A 21,420-nucleotide genomic window follows, 5' to 3' on the forward strand; every position below is an offset into this window, starting at 1 on the left:
CCATGACACACCTCGAGTTTGGCGTCGAAACATTCGGCGACGTCACCAAAGATGCCACCGGCACGTTCATTCACCCGGCGCAGGTGATCCGCAACGTCGTCGAGGAGGCGCGTACGGCTGAACGGGTGGGCCTCGACGTCTTTGGCATCGGCGAGCACCACCGCGACGACTACGCCATCTCTGCACCGGATACGGTGCTCGCCGGAATCGCCACTGTGACGGAAAAGATTCGGCTAGGAACCGCCGTCACCGTCCTCTCCTCCGACGACCCAGTGCGCATCCACGAACGCTTTGCCACCCTCGACGCCCTATCCAACGGACGCGCAGAAATCATCCTCGGCCGCGGCTCCTTCACCGAATCCTTCCCGCTCTTCGGCTACGACCTGGCCAACTACGAAGAACTCTTCAACGAAAAACTCGAGCTCTACATGCGGCTGCGGGGCGCACAACCCGTGTCCTGGAAAGGCACGCACGCGCAAGACCTGGACAACGTCACCGTCTACCCGCCGTATGAACACGGACGCCTCAAAACGTGGATCGCCGTAGGCGGGTCACCGCAATCGGTCGTACGTACTGCCCATTACGACCTCCCGCTCATGCTCGCAATCATCGGCGGCGACCCGTCCCGCTTCGCCCCATTCGCCGACCTGTACCGGCGCGCCCAGGAAGAATTCGGCCACGCACCCCAGCCGGTGGGCTACCACACGTGGGGTTACGTCGCCGAGACGGACGAGGAGGCGCGCGAGGAATTCGCCGAACCGTACCTGGCGGTGCAGCGCCGCCTGGCGAAGGACCGCGGGTGGTCGGCGGCGAACCGCGCCGTGTACAACAACGAACTCGTGCGCGGGTCCCTGGCGGTCGGGTCACCGCATACGGTTGCACGTCGGATTGCGGATGGGATGAAGGCGCTCGGCGCGACGCGTTACGACATGAAGATTTCCAACGGCCCGCTGTCGCACGAGAAGATTAATCGCTCCATCGAACTGTTCGGCACGAAAGTGGTGCCGTTGGTTAAGGACATGCTCGCTTAGACGAGTCGTGCGCGCTGTCGGTTCCCGCGATTTCCCGTGGGCGCGCCGGGCTGTGGATAACGTGGCGCGCATAGGCGTTGTTAACAGGCGGAAAAATTAGTTTCCCCGGGGCGGGTTGCGTGCTTTTAGGCTCGCAGCCATGAGTCTTATTGATAAGTTAACGTCCCTGTTCGCGAGCGGTTTTGCCATCATCGAGGCGGTCGGTGATGCCACGTGCGAGGAGTTGAAGAACGCCCACATCCCGCCGCATTTGGCGAACCAGCTCGTTGCGGCTCGGCGCATGCTTTTTGGGGCCACGACCCATTCGAGGTACCAGAAGAGGGTGCGGAAGGTGGCCGTCGATAAGCAATTAGATGTGCTGCTCATCATTGCCCAAACGACGGCCCGGGTGAAGCACGAAACTACCCGGTGGCGGCTCCGCGAAGAGCTCCTGGCCAGCACACTTGCCGCCGAGCCGCTGCGCAAATACGCCAACAAGCGCATCAAAGATTTACAGCCGCCCGCCCCGCCGGAACCCGGCATCACGTATACGCGTCACCGCGGGGACGCCGCGAGCGTCAAAATCACCACCGACTCCGCCACCATCGCCGACCTAAAAGCCAACCTCAAAGACCTCAACGACCTCACCGCGCTTTTCGACGGCACCCTCGCCAAACAACCCATAGCCACAACCGTGACCATCACGCTCGACGAACTCACCGACGTCATTCGTGGCGACGACTCGGTAGAAATCATCGCCACCAACGGCGCACGCTACACCGGTGAAGAATTCGTCAACCGCATGGTCGCCGACTACGGGTACGCCGTCCTCTTCCACCCACTCATCGGCCCCATCGACGCCTTCCGCACCGCCCGCACCGCCAACTACAAACAAGCACTCATGGCACGCGCCGAAACCAACACATGCGTCTGGCCCGACTGCCGACGACCCGCCGACGAAACCCAAATCCACCACCTCAAAGCCTGGAAAAACGGCGGCAACACCAACCAAGAAAACCTCTGCTGCCTCTGCGCCTTCCACAACGCCGTCAACGACGACGAACGCCTCCACGGCAAATTCGGCTACATGACCCGCATCGACGGCAAACTCCAATGGGTCCCACCAACCACCGGCCACGTCGACGCGAATGCGGAGGCACAGCTAGCGCAAGACCGGCTGACGGAGGTAGCCGCGACGTAACGGGTTACTTCGGGTGTTTATTAAGAAACTGCCACACTACGACCGACAGTAAGATTGCGAACGCAAGGGTACAGAAACCAACTATCCAGTTGAACTCAAGCCCGAACGCTTCGGCCCACGCTGGCGTGGCGAATGCGACACCGGCGATGGCAATAAGCAAATTTCGCTTCTGATCCTGTTTTTCAGCTTGTGCTTGCTCAAAGTCACGCTGCTCTTGGAGTTTTTTCTCAGCTTCAGCTTTTTCGTCTTTTTCTGCTTCGAGAGCTCGCCGATATATCGTGTCATAGATATCTTTTCGACTTTCTAGCTCACTACTGAAGTCTTCGAAACGTTGTCGGTTTCCACTCGTATTTTGGATTGCGTTCAATATCTGTGAGTCTTCGACTCGATTTCCAATAGCGTTAAACCACAAGTGGCGGCGGAAAGCCAACGCTAATCGCTGTACATGCTCTATATGGTTAAGGCGTGCACTTAGTGATATATCAGATTGCTCATTATCATCATTCCGCAGAGCTACTTGCATTCCATTTAATGCATATTCACAACGCATGTTGAGAATTACAATATCAGCAACCGTGGTAGAAGCGAGCATCAAAAACTTGAAATCTGTACCGGTTAACTGCGAGGGCTCGGGTCGTCGCACGAAGGCCAGATTTGAGTCATCTGCGAGTACTTGCCACATCAGGAAGTCCCCAACCTGATTTTTCTTCAAGGCTTCAGGGCTAATATTCGGGACTGCTTCGGCGTAGATATCCGAACCAGTAGCGAGTTGCCAAGCCCATGCAGTCTGTTTTGCCCAGCTGTCATCAGCCAAACATTGGATATTGGCGTTTCGGAACAGGCGAGGAAACTGTGTTATAGACTCCTTTCCTGGAATCGCGCAGACTATTCGTGATGGCGAAGCTAATTTCTCTTCTACCTTATGCCACTTTTGGCTTACTTTGCCAGAAATATATCCGCCGTCTGTTAAGTGGGCAGAAAAAGGGAAGTCTGATTTGGGGGATATAGCAATCGAATTATTGACTGTCTTTATTGCAAAATCTACAAAATAGCGAAGGAGCTTGTAGTGTGAGTCCTTCTTGCTATCGTTATTTCTCCAAGGTTTGTGACGATAATTTTTTACGCACTCATGTATTGATGTTTCATTGAGAAGTCGAAGCCCATTGCGGGGCCTATTAAGTGCTTCCGATATTTGAGTTAAAACATCATTTGAGCAATCTTGGGCTACGAAATGTAAAACCAGGTAGTAACTTTTACGAGGTTCTTCATTAGGGTCAGCATCAGACTTTGTGTCAAGATACTGCAAGAACTCAAGACCAGTAAGAGTCAAGCGCCCTTCCAAAGGGTATGCGGCTAATGGTTCAAATAATTCTCGGTAATTATTTGACCATTGCTGGGTTAAGTCGAAGCTTGTTTTCCCAGGCTGCTCAGCTATACGACGGTGATAAAAACGGAACCTCGGTCCGTGATCTTTTGAGCTTGTCCGCTTCTCTGCTCTGGTGTCAGAGGGTTTACTCTCATCTGCTCCGACACTTTGCGCAAAGCTTGCCGGGAATCGTCGACCTGACTCCTGATAGTATGAGGTGCGTTTCATTTCTGGGGAGTCAGTTGATTTGAGGGTGAAGCCCTTGATTCCGTGGTATCGACCGCGTTCCCAGCCTTCAAGGTCAATGAATTCTCCCTTGTGGGGAGCATCTGCCAGTAGTGCAGGGTGAATCGGGAAAATTAGACTGAATGTAGCGAGCAGCCAATCAGGGCGCTCATCCTCTTCAGAGCTCCATGTGTGCTTTGTTTGGATACCTATCTCGGCATAGCTGCGGCGATGTATTTGTTTTTGACGTTCTGTTGCGTCATTGTCTTGAATAGAATCCAACCATAACTTGTATTCAGATTTACAGAAAACATCTACGTAGAAATCTTCGTCGAAGTTCTTTTTGTTTGGCTCTGCAGGCTTCTTCATTGGCAGTACTCCCGTCTTATTTGCCTTTAGCGTAAAGCAAAGCACCAAGGCCGTCTAGACGAAACTTCTAACGCAACTACCGCGTCAACGGTCGCGTCCACAGCAAAACGGTCGACAGGCCCAACACGGACAGCAGCGCCATCACCCACAGGGTCGCCGACACCGCGCCCGCGCCCACCAGGACAGCGCCAATCGCCGAACCCGACGCAATCCCCACCTGATACGTCACCACATATACGGACGACGCCCGATCCGGATTATCACGCCCCGCGTACATGAAATACGTGGTCGCAACCGTCGGAAGCGCGCCATACGCCGCACCCCACAGGGCAATTGCCGGCAAAATCAGCCATCCCGCCCAGGCGAATGCGGCCTCCCCTGCGATGGCCGCGAGTACTAGCGCAGCCGCGACGACAAGCGTGCCCCGAATCATGCGCCGATCCACATGGCGCGTCGCCGCCGTCACGCCCACCAAACCGCACGCGCCAAACGCGAACAGGCCAACCGCCACCCAGCCGGCGCCCATAAGCTTCTCGACGATCAAACCCAAGTACGTGTACGCGGTGAAAACGCCCGTGACCACGAGCGTGAGAAACAGGACGAGCGAAGGTACCCCCCACCGTGAAGGCGTATTCGCATCGACGTTGGTGTGGGCTTCCGCCGGCCTGATATGCGGCAACGTCGCCAGCAGTAGGATGAGCCCGCCCACCGCCATGATGGTCAGTGCCCCGGACGTCCACCGCCACCCGATGAGCCCACCAGCGGCCGTGGTTAGCGGCGAGCCGAGCACGAGTGCCAGCGTGGAACCAGTGGATACGATGCCAATCGCTTTCCCCGTGTGGCCGGGCGGGGTGATGCGCGCTGCGATGGGTGCGACGAGCGCCCAGAAGATGCCGTGCGTGAGTGCCGCGATGATGCGCGCGACCACGAGTACGCCGTAGTTGAATGCGACTGCCTGGACGAGCGTTCCGGCGGCGAGGAACCCGATGGTAGCGAGGAATACGGGACGTTTGTCGAAGCGCCCCAGGAACCACATGGCGGGAATGGTAACCACGGCGACTACGCCGGCGTACACGGACATCAGCAAGCCGATTTGGGATTCGCTGACACCCAGGTCGGTAGACATGGGGGTGATGAGGCCGACGGTGAACATCTCGAAGGTGACGTAGACGAAGGCCGCGAAGCTCATCGCGGTCAGCGGAATCCAGGGGAAGGTGTTCGTGCGGGTGGTGGTGCTCAAAAGGGGACTTTCGCTAGTGGTGGGTGGCCAGGGCGATGGCGTCTGGCAGGTGGGCGGCGATGTTGCTGGCGGTGGTTGGGCCAGGTCCGTACGCGGTTGCCGCGGAGAGCCACGACGCTAGAGCGTGTAACTGTACACCAGCGGTTGCGGCTTGGTGGGGGTCGCCGTAGCGGGCCAGGAGAGCGCCGATGCACCCGGAGAGTACGTCGCCGGAGCCGGGGGTGGCTGACCAGGAATGGCCGGCGTCAATCAGGGTGGTTGGCTGGCCTGGGCTGGCGACGGTCGTCGTGCGCCCTTTGAGCACGACCGTGGCGCCGAGTTCGGTGGCTAAGGCTTCGGTGCAGGCGCGTCGGTCGTCGTCGAGCGGGGAGAGGCGGGCGAATTCACCGCCGTGGGGTGTAAGGACAGTTGCAGCGTCCCGGCTAGAAAGGCGGGCGCGGAGGTCCGGGTTGTGGGCGAGGGTGGTGATGGCGTCGGCGTCGAGAAGCAAGGGCAGGTCCGTGTCGAGCAGGTCAGCGAGTTCGCCTGGGCGTTGACCGCGGCCGGGCCCGTACACGTATGCCTGGCACTGGCCCAAGCGGTCAAGCGTAGGCGCGGCGACGACTTCCGGGGCGGCCGGGGCGCCGACGGCCCGCACCATCGCCGGTGTGGTGTGCAGGGCACCGAGCTGGGAAAGCAGGCTCGCGCCGGGGTACGTCTCGGAGCCGGCGATGATGCCAACAACTCCGCCGGTGTACTTGTTGTCGGCGGCACCGGGTTCGAAGTTGTCGTCGAGGTGCACGTTGGGGCCCGGGTTGAGTACGCGCGTGTACAGGGCACCCGTGGTCTCTGGGCGTAGGCCCACATCCGCCACGACGAGGGTGCCACAGTTGTGGTTGTACGCGTGTGCTTCCATGACGCCGGCGAACGTGACGGTGCACTCGGCGTGTACCGCATTCGGGCCGCCGGTGCCGGTCGGGATATCGACGGCCAGTACCGGCACGTCCGCGGGCATCGCCGGGTGGGGGCGCGTCGGGTCGGAGCCAAGGCCGGCGATTGCGTCGATCACCAGGTCGGGCATGGCGGCGTATTCGCTTACCCGGCCGCCGGCGTGGCGGAACGCCGCCAGGGCGCGTTCGTGCGCTTTTCCGGCGGTGAGTTCGGCGGTGACGTCGTAGTCGGCGGCGAGTTCCGCCCCGGCGTAGAGTCCGTCGCCGCCGTTGCCGCCGGGGCCTACGTATATGTGTATACGCCTACCCGTGGTGAGGGTGCGGGCGGTTTCGGCGATGTGGTGTGCGGCGCGGCGCATGAGTTGGTCTGGTTCGGTTTGGTTGGCCAGTGCGTGGTGTTCGGCTGTGCGGACGGCTTTGTGTGTGACCAGGTTGTGCATGTTTTTTATGGTAGTTCGGTGGGGTGTAAAAGTTTTTTTGGTTAGACCCTTGACGCTTCTGTGCAACTAGGTTAGGCTTACCTACGATCGCCTTTCGGGGTGGTCACAACGGGATAAAGTGAGTGCGAGGACACCCCAGTGGTTTATACCGCTGGGGTGTTCTTTTACTATTAATAGGTATGCGCCGTCATTCATTGCACATTAGCGCCAAAGAGGCTGTAGGACCGTACCTTATTGCTCTGGATGTGGGGTCGACTGCCTCACGTGGGGGTATTTACGATGCGTCGGGGCGGCCGTTGTCGGGGTCGAAGCAGCGTCGGGCGCACGCATTTACCACCGCCACGGATGGCACGTCGACCATTGACGCTGACCAGGTGGTCGAGGAGATTCGCAGCATCATCGAAGACATTAAGTCTTTCGCTGCGGAGGCTGGTATTGAGCTCAGTGCGGTGGCGTTCGATACGTTTGCGTCGTCGCTGGTGTGCGTGGCGGGTGGGGAAGCTATCACGCCGTGTGTGACGTATGCGGATGCCCGGTGTGCGGCTTACGTCGATAAGCTGGCGGAACTTGCCGGCGACGAGGCCGAGTACCACGCGCGCACGGGTGTGCGTTTCCACACGTCGTACCTGCCGGCGCGGATTCTGTGGCTGGCGGCTGAGCACCCGGACGTGCTGGCGCGCACCGAAAAGATGATGAGCCTGGGCGAGTACGTGTACTTCAAGCTCGCTGGCATCGAAGGTCAAGCCGTCGCGACGGCCGCGTGGGCGGGCATCCTCAACGCGCACACCGCCGAATATGACACCCCCATTCTGGAAGCGGTCGGCGCGAACATGGACTGGTTCGCCCCACTGAAGTTCCCGGATGAGCCCGCGCTTCACGACGGCCTCCGGTGGTTCCACGCCATCCCCGACGGCTGGTCCTCCAACGTGGGCTCCGGCGCAGTCGACGGCATCGTCGGCCTGTCCGCCGCCACCTCGGGCGCGGCCCGCCTCCTGCTTGACCACGTCCCGGAGAAAATTCCGACCGGCCTGTGGTGCTACCGCGTCGGACGCCACGAAGCGCTCCTCGGCGGGGCACTCAACGACGTTGGCCGCGCCATCTCCTGGCTCGAAACCAACCTCGCACCCGTCAGCGAGAAACAACGCACCGCCCTGCTTGCCGCCGACTACGAAGACACAATCCCCACCGTCCTGCCATTCTTCACCGGCGAACGCTCCACCGGGTGGCGCGGCGGCACACGCGCCGAATTCCACGGCGTCAGCGCGTCGACCACCCCCGCCGACCTGTGGCGCGGCACCCTCGAAGGCGTTGCCGTATCGTACGCGCGCGTCTGGGAACACATGCTGTCCACCGGGGCGCGCCCCAAAGCGGTGGTGGCGTCGGGAAGCGTCACCGCGACAGTCCCCGGGTGGTTGCAGCTGCTCGCCGACCAGCTCGACACCCCCGTCATCCCGCTCAACATGAAGCGCGCCACCCTCCGCGGCACCGCAGTCATCGCCATGGAGCAGCTTATCGACGCCCCTCCGGTGCCCGACCTGCCCTTCGGAAAACCCTACGCGCCGGGCAACACCACCGCCGCCCGCGCAGTCTACGACAAATTCATCCACCACTACGGATAACCATGGATAACCTCGGCCCCCTGGCGCAGCGCCTGGGCATCACCCTCGAACGGGGCACCGAATACGCCACCGCGTCCATGCCCGTGGCCGGCAACGAACAACCCTTCGGCGCCCTCCACGGCGGGGCCACGCTCGCGCTCATCGAAACCGTCGGAAGCGTCGCGGCGCTTGCGCACGCCCGGCAGCGCGGGTGCGTGCCCGTCGGCGTGGACGTGCACGCCACGCACCACCGCGCCGTCACCACCGGACGGGTCACCGCATGCGCCACCCCGTTGCATGAGGGGGGCCGCGTGGCCTCGTACCGGGTGGACGTTACGGATGAGGAGGGCCACCTGGTGGCGTCGGGCACGGTGACGAACCTGCTTGTAACCGCCCCCCGTTAGGGCGTATGCGCTAGCATGTGGCGGGTGAGAAAACTATTCACCGCTGTGGTTGCTGTGGCCGTGTGTGCCGCGGCTGTTGTGTCGCCGGCGTCGGCGCAGAGTTCTTTCGGTTCGTCATCGCCGACATCCCCGGATGCGTCAGTGTCTGCGACGCAGTGGGCGTCGAAAATTTCGGAGGGACTCAAGGTCACCCGCGTCACGGACCTATTCGGGCGCGGCCTGTCGGACTTCCTGAACATCCTGTCCGGTGACCTGGGCATGATGGCCCCGCTGGGTTCGGGGGAGGAGTTCGCCATTATCTTCGGCGACTCGTTCCGCGGGCACACGGTCGGCCAGGGCGAGTGGTTAAGCCCCATCGGGGCCCGCGCCCGGATGAATGCGGCGGGCGAAATTGAATTACTCGCCCCCCTCAACGATGGGGCCCAGGTAGAGCAGCTGCTCGAGTATGAGCACACGGACATGCTCACTCTCTTGCCTAGCGACGTCATCAACATCCGCGGCACCTTATATATGCAAGGAATGTGGAACCGGGGCGTCGGCAACGTGTTGGGCACCGAAATTTGGCGGTCAACCGACAACGGCCAGACGTGGCAGTCGGTGGCGAAGACGTCGACAAGCTACATGGGTGGCATGGGCAACCTCATCACCTGGGAGCACGGGCCTGACGGCTACATCTACGTGATGAGTTCCCAATTCCAGCGCAACGACCCCGTCTACCTGTCCCGCTTCCGCGAAGCCGACATCGCCGACCGCAGCAAATGGGACCTCTACGACCCCACCACCGGCCAATGGGGCACCACCGGCCGACCCATCCTGGACGACCGGATGAAAGCCGGCGAAATGAGCCTGCGCTACATCCAAGGCCACTGGGTACTCGCCATGTTCAACCAGGCGACCATGGCCATCGAAGTACGCATCAGCGATACCATCGCCCGCGACTGGGATACCATCACCCCGGCGAACGTCGTCATCGCTGGGCACGGCGGCTGGGGCGCCGCCCAAACCCCGTCAAACTTCACCCAACTCTACGGCGGATACATCGTCCCCGGCTCCACCCTGGACAACCTGGACCTCGTGGTCTCCCAATGGAACACCGGCACCAACGCCCGCTACAACTCCACCCAATTCAACGTCCGCGGCCTGGAAACCTTCTTCGGCATCGGGGCGCGGCCCGCCACCCGCGACGCCAACACCCTCGACGTCACGGCGCATACGCCTACCCGTTAGGAGGAAGTATGAAAACGTGGGCACGCTTTTCCCTCCTCGGCTACGTGGGCGTGATTATTGCGCTGACGTGTTTGAAGACGTTCTACCAAATCGGCTACCTGTGGCTGCCGGAAAATCAGCGCGTCCGCGAGCTGCGGCTCATCCCGTTCGTGCGTTTCTTTAACGGGCGCGGCTGGTTCGCCCCACTTTTCGACATGGTCGGCAACATCATGCTCTTCGCCCCACTGGGTGCGCTGCTCGTAGTGGTGGGCGTCCGGGTGGGCCGCGCAGTGTGGGCTGGTTTCGCGCTCAGCTTGTCAGTGGAGGTCATCCAGTTCGTATTCGCTGTTGGGCGCACGGACATCAGCGACCTCATTTTCAACACCTTGGGTGCGTTCCTCGGCGCGTGGGTGGCCAGCGTCGTGCGCACCCCGTCGTGGCGTATGCGGTGGCACGCGTTCATTGTGGGCTTAACGACGGCCGCCGTCGCCGTCTTTATCGTCTTGGTGATTCTGGGCCCGGCGTTGGGGGATCCGGCGAAGGTTGTGCCGGTCGGTGCTTAGCCCAGCCGCCCTTTCCGGCGGCGTTTCGGCTGGCAGGTGGGGCACCAGAATAGGTTGCGGCCTTCCATGACTTGGTGGCGGATGGGGGTGCCGCATTGGTAGCAGGGCTGACCTTCGCGGCGGTAGACGTAGACTTCGCCGCCGTGGTCGTCTTTGCGGGGTTCGCGGCCCATGGCTTCGGGGAGGTGTTCGTCGCGGACGGTGTCGATGCGCCCGCGTTCCACGCCGATGGCCATGAGGTGGACGAGGTCGTCCCAGATGTCGCGCAGTTCGGAGTCTTTGATTTCGTGGCCGAGCTGGAAGGGGGAGATGCCGAGCCGGAAAAGCGTTTCGGCGCGGTAGATGTTGCCCACGCCGGCGAACAGTTTCTGGTCCATGAGTAGCGCGCCGATCGTTTTGCGCGACCGGGCCACTTTCTTGAACACGCCGCTGGGGTCGGAGTCTGGGCGCAGCGGGTCGGCACCCTGCTTGCCGACGACCGCCCCCATCGCTTCCGGGCTAATCAGACGGCACCACTGGGGCCCGTGCAGGTCTGCGTCGGTGTGCCCGTCGCTGATGCGTAGGCGCACTTGCCCGACCGGGTCGGCGTGTTCGCTTAAGCGCATGATGCCGATGAGGCCGAGGTGGATGTGGACGATGTTGTCGTCGGTGGGGGCGTCGAACTCGATGAAGAGGTGTTTTCCCCAGGCGGAGGCGTGGGTGAGGGTGGTGCCGTCGAGAAGCGCTGCTTCGGTGGCGAAGCGGCCTTGCGGGCTGCTGACCGCTACGGTGCGTCCGGCGAAGGCGGCGCTTAGATCGCGGGCGAGGGCATGGATGACGTGACCTTCAGGCATAACCGCCTAGTTTAGCCCGGAAAGGTGCAGTTCGGCGGTGTCGATGGTGGGGGCGTCGTGGCGTGTGCGCGTGCGCGTCCAGACGGGGTTGAGGCCGGGCATGAACCAGACGAGGACTGCGACGAGTGCGGCGATGATGGCGCCGCCTGCCGTCGTGAAGCGGTCGGGGACCCACCAGAAACCGGCGACGCAGAGCGTGGCGATGGCGGCGACGAAGACGCCGACTGCGATGGGGATGAAGGCGGGGGATTCGTTTTCTGCCCAGTCTTGTTCGGGGAAGCGGGCGCGGGCTTCGGAGCGGATGCGGCGTGGCGTTTTGCGCGATTGAGCGATGCTGGCCCCGGTGGCTAAGACGACGCCGACTCCGCCGACGATGAGGTCCCCGGTGACGGCACCGAATGCGAGCACCGCGAACGCCAGTGCCAGGGCCGTGCGTTCGGGGGCGGTGGTGGCCAGGCCTGTGCGGGGGTCCACGTCGGGGTAGAGGAAGTTAAACGACCGGGAGTGGGGGTGTGGCATGCCGGTGACCTCGGGGTATGCGGTTTCAGGGAAGGATATGAAAGGTAGCCTACCCTAACGGGGTGCGCCTGTGATAGTCTCCACGGTAAAACTGCAAGGTATGCCTAGGCTTAGTAACCGTTGGCTTACCGAACCTTTATCCTGTGGAGTTTCTATACATGACCGTACTTCGCATCCCGCGCGCCGTCGCTGCAACGCTCGCGGCCGCAAGTATCGCGCTGCTACCAGTGAGTTTCGCGGCGCCTCACGCCACCGCGGCCAGCGGACAGTGCTCTTTCGAGTGGGGCATCAAGCAAAGCTATCGTTCCTACATCCGGGGGCCCATCGCGAAGGGCGGCTGGAAGGGCAATGGTATTGGCTTTACCGGAAGTGAAACGGGTGCCGACGGCGCCTTCGTCTTCACCCCCGGCAAGGCCGAGGTCTCCGGCGACACCGTGACCATTCCGTTCCCCGGCACGATCGCGTTCACCGGTCATGATTACGGTGGCGGCCCGCTGTTGGATATGACGCTGTCGGACTGGAAGGTCCGTGCCTCCGGTTCGCAGGCGGAAATCATGGTGGACTACGTGTCCTACACCTCTGACATGGTGGATAAGACGAAGAAGGGCGACCGCATCTCTGGGGATGACATCGTCATCGCCACCATTAACCTGGAAAGACCGGTTGACGCGCAGGCGAAGACCGTGGATCTCACCGGTTCTACCTCGCTGGCCTCGGGCGGGCATGACCTGTTCCTGCAGTACAGCGTAGGTGAAACCTTAGATCCGGCGCGTGGTGTTGTGACTACCGACGGCACCTGCGCCCCAGGCGGCGGCACGGGCGGCGGCACCGGTGGCGGCAAGGCGAACCGCACCCTGGGAACAATCAAGGGTAATTTCTCTGGCTTTAACAAAGAGGCCATGGCGATTCTTTCGGAAACCAACGACACCATGAACGCCATGACCACGTTTATGGGTAACGCAGAGGCGTTCTTGGATCAGTTGGACTCCTTCCAGAATCGCGGTAAGTCCACGAACTCGGGCAGCGGAACAAAGAGCGCATCCACCGCGTCAACCGCGTCAACGGCAGCGACCAGCGGGGGCGGGGCAGCGTCCACGCCGGCACGCTCCAACTCTGCGTCCACCGGCGGGGGCGCCTCTGGTCCGGTGGCGAGCGGATCGGCGGCCGGAGGGCCGTCGCAAAGCGGGCAAGCAGCCAAGTGCGAGGCAGTCAGGTCTGTGACCAGCGCGAACGCGGCGTGGGCGATCAAAGAATCGTTCCAGTCCTACATCACGGGATCCATCGCGAAGGGCCGGTGGACGCTCAGCGGCGCCAGCCACTCGGGCGGAAAGTTCCAGTTCAGCGGCTCTAAGGGCAATGTGGACACCGAAACCAAGCAGGGTTCAGTGCTTTATGACGGCTCCGTCCACTTCACTGGCCACAACGGCGTCCTTGACCTGAAGATTTCCAACCCAGAGATCCACTTCAACGGCAATTCCGGGCAGCTCATCGCGCAGGTGCAGTCGTCCAACATGGAAGGCAAGAGGACTGACTTCGGGCGCGTGGCGCTGGCCAACCTGCAGTTCTCTAACCTGAATGTAGGCGACACCGTCAGTGGTGAGGCCTCTACCGTCCTGACCGCCGACGGCGCGAAGGCATTCGCCGACTTCTACGAGGCCGGCATCGCGCTCGCACCGATTTCCTTTAGCGCCCAACTCGGTGGCGCCGGCGATTGCGGGGCTATCGGAGCTTCGGGTGCGTCCGGTAATTCGGCCAGCGGGTCTGGCTCGAACGCGCAGGCAGCCAAGGATGTTATGGCGCAGGGCACCGACGCCGACGGGAGCGCGCCGGGCTCCAGCCCCAGCGACACCACCGGCTATGACGGTACCAACAAGTTCAAGATCAAGTCCGCCGGCGAATCCGGGGCCAGTGGGTTCAGTGACGAGAACGCACTGACGTACGTGCTGCTCATCCTTGCCGCCATTGCAGTCGCGGGCGGTTCCATGGGCCGACTGGCAACGAACAACCCCGCGTAGGAGGACATGTGACTTTCTTGACCACAACCAAACGCGCTGCCTGCGCGCTTATCACCGCCGCGGCCCTGACACTGACCGGCTGCGGGGTCCAGGGCGCGTACGAATCCGTCGACGCCTCCCTGCGCGAGGAGCTGCCCAGCGCCTCTGAGCTGCGTGATCCGCGCACGATCACGGGTGTTTCGCACGTTCAGGACTTCGCGGACGTCACCCCGGTGACGGACAACCCCAAGCCCCAGTTGCCCGTTGAACTCGTGGATTCTGACGGCTTCGACGTCACCGTCGACAACGTGGACCGCATCCTGGCGCTGGACCTGTACGGCACGTACACCAAGACGCTGACCGGCCTGGGTCTGGCGGATAATATCGTGGGCCGCACGGTGTCCTCCACCGAACACGTGTTGGCGGACCGCCCCGTGGTGACCCAGGGTGGGCACAACATCAACGTGGAGGCCGTGCTCTCGCTGCAGCCGACACTGGTAATCGTGGACCATTCGATCGGCCCGCGCGACGCCATCGACCAGATCCGCGCCGCCGGCGTGACCACCGTGGTCCTCCAGCCAGAGCGCACGATCGACGCAGTGGCGCAGGACATCAAGACGTTGGGCTCCGTTGTGGGGCTTAACGACGAAGCCGAGACCCTAGCCAACGCATCCGTCGAAGAACTCGACAAGGATATTGCGGCCGTCAAGGAACTCGTGCCCGCCGAGCCGATGCGCGTGGCCTTCTTGTACGCCCGCGGTAATGGTGGCGTCTTCTTCATCCTGGGCGAAGGCTCGGGCGCCAAGGATCTCATTGAGGCCGTCGGTGGCATCGACGTCGCCGCGGAGAACAACCTCTCGCAGGCTGAACCCGCGAACGCGGAGGCGCTCGCCCGCCTCAACCCGGACGCCTTCTTCATGATGACCGACGGCCTAGAATCCACCGGCGGTATCGAGGGCCTGCTCCAACGCCCCGGTATCGCCCAGACGAAGGCGGGCCAAAACAGGCGCGTCATCGCGATCCCGGATGGTCAATCGTTGGCGTTCGGGCCGACCACCGGCCAGGTTCTTCTCCGGACAGCGCAGGCGCTTTATGACCCCCAGTCTTAAAGAAGCCCCGGCTGCCGAAGCCCGCAGCGTTTTTGGGAGGCGCAGGAGGCGTCGATTAGCAACCGTCCTTGTGCTCGCACTCCTGCTGGTGGTGACGGCCATCCTGTCGATTGTGCTGGGCCAGTACTACGTGCCGTTCGGCGACCTTGCCGCCATCATCGGCGGTGGGCCCGGCCAGGAACACCTGTCCGCGAACGTGGTGTGGGACATTCGCCTGCCGCGTATTCTGCTCGGTTTCCTCGTCGGCGCGTGCCTGGGCATCGCCGGCACGATTATGCAGGCGGTATTTGCGAACCCGCTCGCTGAACCGTCGGTGATCGGCGTGACCTCGGGCGCGGGCGTGGGCGCCGCGGCGGCGATCGTGTTCCAGATTTCCTGGCTGGGTACCTTCACGGTTCCGGTCTTCGCCTTCGCGGCCGCGCTCCTGGTCGCGGGCGTGATCTACCAGTTGTCGCGCAGCGGCGGGCGGGTGGCCGTAATTAACCTGATCCTGACCGGCATCGCCGTGAATGCGGTGTGCGGCGCGATCATTTCGTTCACCGTCTACCTGGCGCCGACGACCTCCCGCGAGCAGATCATTTTTTGGCAGATGGGTTCGCTCAATGGCGCGCAGTGGAAACACGTGTGGGTGGTTGTGCCGATCACGATTATCGGCATGCTCATCGCCCTGCGCCTCGGTGGCGCGCTCGACGTGCTGGCGTTGGGGGAGCGCGCGGCGGGCCACACGGGCATCGACGTCGCCCGCCTGCGCGTCATCGCGATCATCGTGGCCGCCTTCCTGACCGCCGGTGCCGTCGCCTTCGCGGGCCTCATCGGGTTCGTGGGCCTGATCGTGCCGCACGTGTTGCGTACTGTCATCGGCCCGGAGAATTCGCTGCTCATCCCGCTGTCGGCCCTGGCGGGCGCGATCCTGATCGGGCTTTCCGACATCGCCGCGCGCACGCTTATCCCCTTCGCGGACCTGCCGATCGGCGTGTTCACAGCGCTCGTCGGCGGCCCCACCTTCTTCGTGTTGCTGCGCCGTATGATGCGAAAGGGGCTGCACCGATGACTCACATGCTTCACGACGTCCCCTCCGGCGGGGGCGTCGTAGTCCACGACGTCACCATAAACATCGGGGATAAGACCCTGCTGGAAAACGTCAATTTTGTGGCACAGCCTGGTGTTGTGACAGGGCTCATCGGGCCCAACGGCGCTGGTAAGTCCACACTGCTCGCAGCCATTGCCGGTGATCTTCCGGTGGCCCGTGGCAGCATCACGGTGGCTGGGCACAACCCCAGTACCTCCACCCCGCGTGCCCTTTCGCAGGCGCGCGCGGTCATGCTCCAAGACGTGGGCGTGTCCTTCCAATTCTTCGTCCGCGACATCGTGGCGATGGGCCGCCGGCCCTGGAAGGGAACTCCTGCTGAGGCGCACGACCCGCAGATCATCGACGCAGCGCTCGCAGCCGTCGACTGCCTGCACCTCGAGGCACGTGACATCGTCACGCTGTCCGGCGGCGAACGCGCCCGCGTGGCGCTAGCCCGCGTGCTTGCACAAAACACTCCCGTTGTTCTTCTCGACGAACCCACCGCGGCCCTCGACATCAAACACCAGGAACGCGTGCTCAGCCTGGTGCGCACCCTCGCGCACGAAGCTGGCGTCACCGTGATCGTGGTTGTTCACGACCTGGGGGCGGCGGCCGCGTACTGCGACAACATCGTCTGCCTCGCAGACCGCACCGTCGCAGCAGCGGGGACCGTCGAAGAAGTTTTCACCGACCAGACATTGACGGACATCTACGGGTGGCCGATCCATGTTGGTCGCGCGGACGGCGCTGTGACCGTCCATCCAACGAGGCGCCACGTCGACGAGTCGGCGTATGCGCTTCTACGTACGCTTCATCACAACTTTCTAGGAGAACATCATGCGTAAGTACGCAATCCCCACGACATTCGCTGTGGCAGCAGCCACCCTCGTTGTTCCTTTCGCACAACCTGCATTTTCGGATGAGGCCGCTAAGCCGGCTGAAAAGTGCTCCATCACCGTTGAGTCCGGAACTCTGGACTGGGGCGTGAAGCAGTCATTCCGCCGCTACATTTCCGGCGGTATTGCTAATGGACAGTGGACTACAACCGGTGCGGTCACCGAACACGGTGAAAATAAAAAAGGTAAAGATTTCTTCTTCCAATTCCAAGTAGACCCAGCAAAGTCAACCATCACTTTCGACGAATCGGGCAATGTTACAGCCGCTGACATTCGTACCCAAGACGCTGCGGTTGATTTCGAAGGTCACAAGGGCGCATTGGCTAGCCACATTGGTTCGCCCTACCTGACGACCACCGGCACCGACGCGAAGATTGGCATCAATTACCGTGGCTACTACGTTAAGGGCAAAGGAATGGCAGAGTACAAGCCAGAAGACCGGATTCCTGAGAATCTGCTTGAAGGCTCTGATCACATGGCTGGTGGTATTGCAGCCGCAACAGTGGACGGTGATCACGTCACCCTCAAAGCCAGCGGTGTGAAGTACCAGCCCAAGCCAGGCACTGATCCCTGGAAGGGCATCATTGAGGGCGTCGACGTCGTCTTCCTGGGCATGTACGATGCGACGGCAGAAATGGATGACGTCAACGTCACCCTGAAGACTAAGAAGACTTGCGTTCCAGTTGAGTCGGAGAAGCCTACGAAGCCGACGGAGGCCGAGAAGCCGACCGAGACTGCCAAGCCTTCGGAAACCGCGAAGCCAACCGAGACCCCGAAGCTCACGGAAACCCCGAAGCCAACTACGGAACCTGCGCCTAAGTCTTCCGATAGCGTCGGGTTCAAGGTCGTAGCGGGCATCTTGGGTTCCCTAGGTCTACTGGGCCTGCTGGGGGCAATCGCACACGTTCTGAACCAAAACGGAATTGCACAGGGTCTGGTCAATCAGATTCGTCAGTTCCTGGGTGGGCGTTTCTAAGACTCGTCGATAAGCACTAAAGCTCTAGGAGAGATCAATGAAAAAGTGTGCGCTCATGAGTGCCTGCGCCGTAGCAGCTGCAACCCTTACCGTCCCCTTTGCTGCGACAGCCACAGCGCAGACCTGCACGTACACCGTGGAATCCGGGACCTTGGACTGGGGCGTTAAGCAGTCCTTCCGTAACTACATTGCCGGGCCGATTGCCAATGGCAAGTGGGATACTACTGGCAACGTGACCCAGCACGGCGTCAATAAAAAGGGTTCTGATTTTTACTTCCAGTTCCAGGTAAATCCGAGTGCCTCGAAACTGGTGCTCGACGGAACAGGAAATATCCAGTCCGCTGATATTCGGACCAGCGCTGGCGCGGTGGATTTCATGGGTCACCACGGAGCTTTAGCGACGTATATCGGCTCGCCCTATCTCACGTCCGCAGGCAACTCAAGCCAGGTGGGTATCAGTTACGAGGGCTACTACGTCCCAGGCAAGGGCATGACCGAGTACACCCCGGATGACCGGAAGCCAGAAAACTTGCGGTCTGGTCAAGGCTACATTGCCAAGGGTGGGACGACAGTGTCTGTCAGTGGCGATACCGTCACGCTGAAGACTACCGGTGTGGAATACGTCCAGCAGTCTGGCACGGATTCTATGAACGGCATCGTTCAAGGCGCAGACATCGCGTTTCTGGGGATGTACGCAACTGGGGCGGAAATGGATGATCTCACCATCACACTAAAGACAAAGAGTGACTGCGGGTCGATGCCGAACGCGCCAGGCGATTCGGGACAAGCCGGTAAGCCTGGCGCCCCCGGTGGTGGCGGTGACACCGGTAAGCCCGACCAATCCAGCCAGACTGACGGTTCCAGCGCAATGGCTACGGGTTGGAACTGGGTGCTCGGCATCGGCAGTTTACTCGGGATGGCTGGCGTGCTTGGGGTGATTGCTCGAGCCTCTGGCCTGGTCGATGGCCTACAGTCGATGTTTAAGAACCTGCGCCGTTAATCAAAGGTATAGGGTAGGTAAACCTTTCGGTTGAACTTTCCTCAAGGGTATTGCGAATAAGGTTAGCCTCGCCTACGGTATTATTTACCCAGGCAAGGCTAACCTTTATGCTTTGCCGCGTCTGAAAGGAGACACCGTGTCCGCGCCTATCGTCGAACGGCCCACGACGCCTCTGTCGCAGCTCCTGCGCGAAGGCACCATGGCCGCCCACCAAGATGCTGAGGAATCCGACTTCATGGCTCAGCTTCTCGACGGCCACCTGAACACCCGTGCAGCCCATCTCCTGACCGGTCAGCTCGGGTTTGTGTACGAGGCCCTCGAAGACGCGATGCGTGCCGTCGCAGACAGTCCGGCGGTTGCCACGATTTACGACCCCAACCTGGAACGCGTCCCAGCCCTGCGCTCCGACCTAGAAAACATGCTCGGCGCGGAGTGGGAAAGCCACGTAACAATGTTGCCCGCCACGGCGCGTTACGTCGCCCGCCTGCGCGGACTCGCGGAACAGGGTGACGCCTTGCGCCTCATCGCGCACCACTACGTGCGGTACCTGGGTGACATTTCTGGTGGCCAAGTGATTCGTAAGCGCCTCCACGGCCTGTACGGCATCAGCATGGACCACCTCCTGTTCTACGACTTCGCGGCCATCGGCAAAATCCCGCCGTACCGCACCAACTACCGCAAGAGCCTGGACGCTCTTCCCTTGGATCACGCTTCGCAGCAGGTGCTCGTGGAGGAAGCGAAGAAGGCCTTTGCTTTCAACTCTGCGGTATTTGCGGAGTTGCAAGCGTCGATAAGCACTAAATAAGAGAAGGACATTTTCATGAACCGTTTACTCGTCACCGCGCTCGTCCCGGCACTCGCTTTCGGCGCCGTCGCTCCCGCAGGTGCCACCGAGGCGGGCCCCTACGTCACCGGCGAATTCTCCTGGTTGATCAAGCAATCCTTCATCAAGCATCTGAAGAGTCCCATCGCAGGCGGCACTTTCCGCGGCCAGGGCGGTGCGGCCGTCAAGGACGGCACGCTCGTCTTTCCGGTGAACTCCGCCGAATCGCATATCGACGCCTCCGGCAACGGAACCATCAACCTCGACGGTTCCGCGCACCTCACCGCCTATAAAGGCTTCGCACGCGGCGGCGGATACGGGCTCGACCTCACGTACTCCGACCTGAAAATCCAGGTCCAGGGCACGTCTGCGACCCTCATCGGCGACTACACGATGGCCGGCGCTTCCGCCTCGGACACGAGCAAGGAACTCAGTGGTACCGGCGACGACGTCACCATCCTCACCTTCGACCTCGCGAAACCGATCACGCCAGGCCAGGAATTCACGTCCGTGGACTCCGTCACCACGGCCGGCCCCGGTCTGGAAAGCTCGCTGCTGCGCTACAAGAACGGCACAGTCGTCGAAGGCAGTAAGGCAGGCCTGTCGCTGAAGTTCACCGACACGAAGCCTGACCAGGACCACTCCACCACGCCGGACAGCATCGAAGATCACTTTGGCTCCAGCAAGGGTGGCTTGATTGCCAGCATCATCGCGATTATCGCAGCCGTCCTCGGTGGCGGCGCGTTCGCGCTGTCGCACGTTAATATCCCCGCGCTTCTCGCGCAGGCAGGTATCCGCATCTAGGAATACCGCCACGTGGCCCGTTCACCCTCCAGCGCTCGGAGGGTGGCGGGCCACTTTTCGTTAGACTCGGTTGAGGCGTTGGTAAGAATAAAATAAGAAAGGAAAATTTCTATGCTTCGTACCTCAACCGCAGCGCTCGTCGCTACGCTGGCTGTCAGCGGACTTGTTGCCCCGACGGCCACCGCGCAGACCCCCAACACCGTCACCTGGAATGTGAAGGAAAGCTTCCTGCACAGCATGACCCATAAGTCGGCCACGGACGGCGCTATCTACACGGGCCCCAACTTCTTGCTGCCCATCGACCTGCGCGACAGCTACATCGACGACGCCGGCAACGGCCGCATCGACCTCGACGGCGAAATCGAACTCAAGACAGGCCAAACCATCTTCGGCTGGGACACCGAACTGGAGTACAGCGACCTGCACATTCGCGTCAACGGTACCTCCGCGCAGCTCATCGGCGACTACGAGTTCAACAGAATCCAGGGCGACAACCGCGTCCTCCTCACCTTCGACCTGGACAAGCCAATCAAACGCGGCGAAGCGTTCAGCTTCACCAACGTGAAAACCACCGCCACCGCCGACTTCGCCCGCTCCCTCAACGGCGCAGTCCAGGCTGGTCAAACTCTCGACGACGGCCTCATCAGCCTCAACGGCACCATCAACCGTGCGCCCGGGCTTGGCGACGGCAGCTCTGAGCTCGAAGACGGCAGCTCCGAGATGAAAACCGTCGGCATCATCGACGCAATCGTTGCCGTGATCGCCGCCATCGGCGCGGGCGGATTCGCGCTCTCGCAGCTGAACATCCCAGCTCTGCTGGCGCAGTTCGGCATCCACATTTAACGC

General features: G+C 61.5%; 20 protein-coding genes. 15 read left to right on the forward strand and 5 right to left on the reverse strand.

Annotated elements, in window-relative coordinates; translation table 11 throughout:
- Window positions 1-2 precede the first annotated feature (2 nt).
- Both ATK06_RS03785 and ATK06_RS03790 read left to right on the forward strand, forming a co-directional pair.
- Window positions 3-1,031 carry an LLM class flavin-dependent oxidoreductase gene (locus ATK06_RS03785; protein WP_048381830.1) on the forward strand — a complete coding sequence of 343 codons (1,029 nt, stop codon included), beginning with the start codon at window positions 3-5 and terminating at the stop codon, window positions 1,029-1,031.
- Between the two features lie 139 nt (window positions 1,032-1,170).
- Window positions 1,171-2,211, forward strand: coding sequence for an HNH endonuclease signature motif containing protein (locus ATK06_RS03790; RefSeq protein ID WP_053072920.1), 1,041 nt, complete (start codon window positions 1,171-1,173; stop codon window positions 2,209-2,211).
- Window positions 2,212-2,215: 4 nt separating this feature from the next.
- Here ATK06_RS03790 and ATK06_RS03795 read toward each other — a convergent pair whose 3' ends face one another.
- From ATK06_RS03795 to ATK06_RS03805, 3 genes are all read right to left on the reverse strand, one after another.
- Window positions 2,216-4,171 (reverse strand): hypothetical protein, encoded by a 1,956-nt coding sequence (locus ATK06_RS03795; protein WP_098388867.1) that lies wholly within the window; start codon window positions 4,169-4,171, stop codon window positions 2,216-2,218.
- 76 nt (window positions 4,172-4,247) lie between these two features.
- Window positions 4,248-5,411, reverse strand: coding sequence for an MFS transporter (locus tag ATK06_RS03800; RefSeq protein ID WP_098388868.1), 1,164 nt, complete (start codon window positions 5,409-5,411; stop codon window positions 4,248-4,250).
- Window positions 5,412-5,424: 13 nt separating this feature from the next.
- Window positions 5,425-6,780: a bifunctional ADP-dependent NAD(P)H-hydrate dehydratase/NAD(P)H-hydrate epimerase gene (locus tag ATK06_RS03805; protein WP_048381828.1), complete on the reverse strand. Its 1,356-nt coding sequence runs from the start codon at window positions 6,778-6,780 to the stop codon at window positions 5,425-5,427.
- Between the two features lie 179 nt (window positions 6,781-6,959).
- On the opposite strand from ATK06_RS03805, the gene ATK06_RS03810 reads away from it, so the two are divergent.
- The 4 genes from ATK06_RS03810 to ATK06_RS03825 all read left to right on the forward strand — a co-directional run bounded on the left by ATK06_RS03810 (window position 6,960) and on the right by ATK06_RS03825 (window position 10,551).
- Window positions 6,960-8,399, forward strand: a complete 1,440-nt coding sequence (locus ATK06_RS03810; RefSeq protein ID WP_048381825.1) for a gluconokinase — start codon at window positions 6,960-6,962, stop codon at window positions 8,397-8,399.
- A gap of 77 nt (window positions 8,400-8,476) precedes the next feature.
- Complete coding sequence (locus ATK06_RS11530; RefSeq protein WP_083986216.1) at window positions 8,477-8,782, forward strand: PaaI family thioesterase; 306 nt, start codon at window positions 8,477-8,479, stop codon at window positions 8,780-8,782.
- 15 nt (window positions 8,783-8,797) lie between these two features.
- A complete protein-coding gene (locus ATK06_RS03820; RefSeq protein WP_098388870.1) occupies window positions 8,798-10,009 on the forward strand; it encodes a DUF4185 domain-containing protein in 1,212 nt (403 codons plus the stop codon).
- An 8-nt stretch (window positions 10,010-10,017) separates the two neighbouring features.
- The gene (locus ATK06_RS03825) at window positions 10,018-10,551 is read left to right on the forward strand and encodes a VanZ family protein (RefSeq protein WP_048381820.1); all 534 of its coding nucleotides are present in this window, start codon (window positions 10,018-10,020) and stop codon (window positions 10,549-10,551) included.
- Here the strand turns inward: ATK06_RS03825 and ATK06_RS03830 are convergent.
- Both ATK06_RS03830 and ATK06_RS03835 read right to left on the reverse strand, forming a co-directional pair.
- Window positions 10,548-11,384, reverse strand: coding sequence for an Fpg/Nei family DNA glycosylase (locus ATK06_RS03830; RefSeq protein ID WP_048381819.1), 837 nt, complete (start codon window positions 11,382-11,384; stop codon window positions 10,548-10,550). The two genes, ATK06_RS03825 and ATK06_RS03830, sit on opposite strands and share 4 nt — an antisense overlap.
- A 6-nt stretch (window positions 11,385-11,390) precedes the next feature.
- Complete coding sequence (locus ATK06_RS03835; protein WP_053072918.1) at window positions 11,391-11,903, reverse strand: hypothetical protein; 513 nt, start codon at window positions 11,901-11,903, stop codon at window positions 11,391-11,393.
- 158 nt (window positions 11,904-12,061) lie between these two features.
- Here ATK06_RS03835 and ATK06_RS03840 point away from each other — a divergent pair, with 158 nt between their 5' ends.
- The 9 genes from ATK06_RS03840 to ATK06_RS03880 all read left to right on the forward strand — a co-directional run bounded on the left by ATK06_RS03840 (window position 12,062) and on the right by ATK06_RS03880 (window position 21,417).
- Window positions 12,062-13,918: an HtaA domain-containing protein gene (locus tag ATK06_RS03840; RefSeq protein WP_098388871.1), complete on the forward strand. Its 1,857-nt coding sequence runs from the start codon at window positions 12,062-12,064 to the stop codon at window positions 13,916-13,918.
- Window positions 13,919-13,935: 17 nt separating this feature from the next.
- On the forward strand, window positions 13,936-15,006 hold the full coding sequence (locus ATK06_RS03845) for a heme/hemin ABC transporter substrate-binding protein (RefSeq protein ID WP_098389386.1): 1,071 nt from the start codon (window positions 13,936-13,938) through the stop codon (window positions 15,004-15,006).
- Window positions 14,990-16,057, forward strand: coding sequence for a FecCD family ABC transporter permease (locus tag ATK06_RS03850; protein WP_048381817.1), 1,068 nt, complete (start codon window positions 14,990-14,992; stop codon window positions 16,055-16,057). Before ATK06_RS03845 ends, ATK06_RS03850 begins: the two co-directional genes overlap by 17 nt.
- Window positions 16,054-16,920: a heme ABC transporter ATP-binding protein gene (locus ATK06_RS03855; protein ID WP_231913563.1), complete on the forward strand. Its 867-nt coding sequence runs from the start codon at window positions 16,054-16,056 to the stop codon at window positions 16,918-16,920. The genes ATK06_RS03850 and ATK06_RS03855 overlap by 4 nt, the downstream gene beginning before the upstream one ends.
- A complete protein-coding gene (locus ATK06_RS03860; protein ID WP_048381815.1) occupies window positions 16,913-17,947 on the forward strand; it encodes an HtaA domain-containing protein in 1,035 nt (344 codons plus the stop codon). The genes ATK06_RS03855 and ATK06_RS03860 overlap by 8 nt, the downstream gene beginning before the upstream one ends.
- A gap of 37 nt (window positions 17,948-17,984) precedes the next feature.
- Window positions 17,985-18,947, forward strand: coding sequence for an HtaA domain-containing protein (locus ATK06_RS03865; protein ID WP_053072917.1), 963 nt, complete (start codon window positions 17,985-17,987; stop codon window positions 18,945-18,947).
- Window positions 18,948-19,083: 136 nt separating this feature from the next.
- Window positions 19,084-19,752, forward strand: a complete 669-nt coding sequence (locus ATK06_RS03870) for a biliverdin-producing heme oxygenase (RefSeq protein WP_048381813.1) — start codon at window positions 19,084-19,086, stop codon at window positions 19,750-19,752.
- Window positions 19,753-19,767: 15 nt separating this feature from the next.
- Window positions 19,768-20,574, forward strand: coding sequence for an HtaA domain-containing protein (locus tag ATK06_RS03875; RefSeq protein WP_098388872.1), 807 nt, complete (start codon window positions 19,768-19,770; stop codon window positions 20,572-20,574).
- A gap of 111 nt (window positions 20,575-20,685) precedes the next feature.
- Entirely contained in the window at window positions 20,686-21,417 is a 732-nt protein-coding gene (locus ATK06_RS03880) for an HtaA domain-containing protein (RefSeq protein WP_048381812.1), read from the forward strand.
- Window positions 21,418-21,420: the final 3 nt, after the last annotated feature.

Source organism: Corynebacterium renale (genome assembly GCF_002563965.1).
Classification (GTDB): Bacteria; Actinomycetota; Actinomycetes; order Mycobacteriales; family Mycobacteriaceae; genus Corynebacterium; species Corynebacterium renale.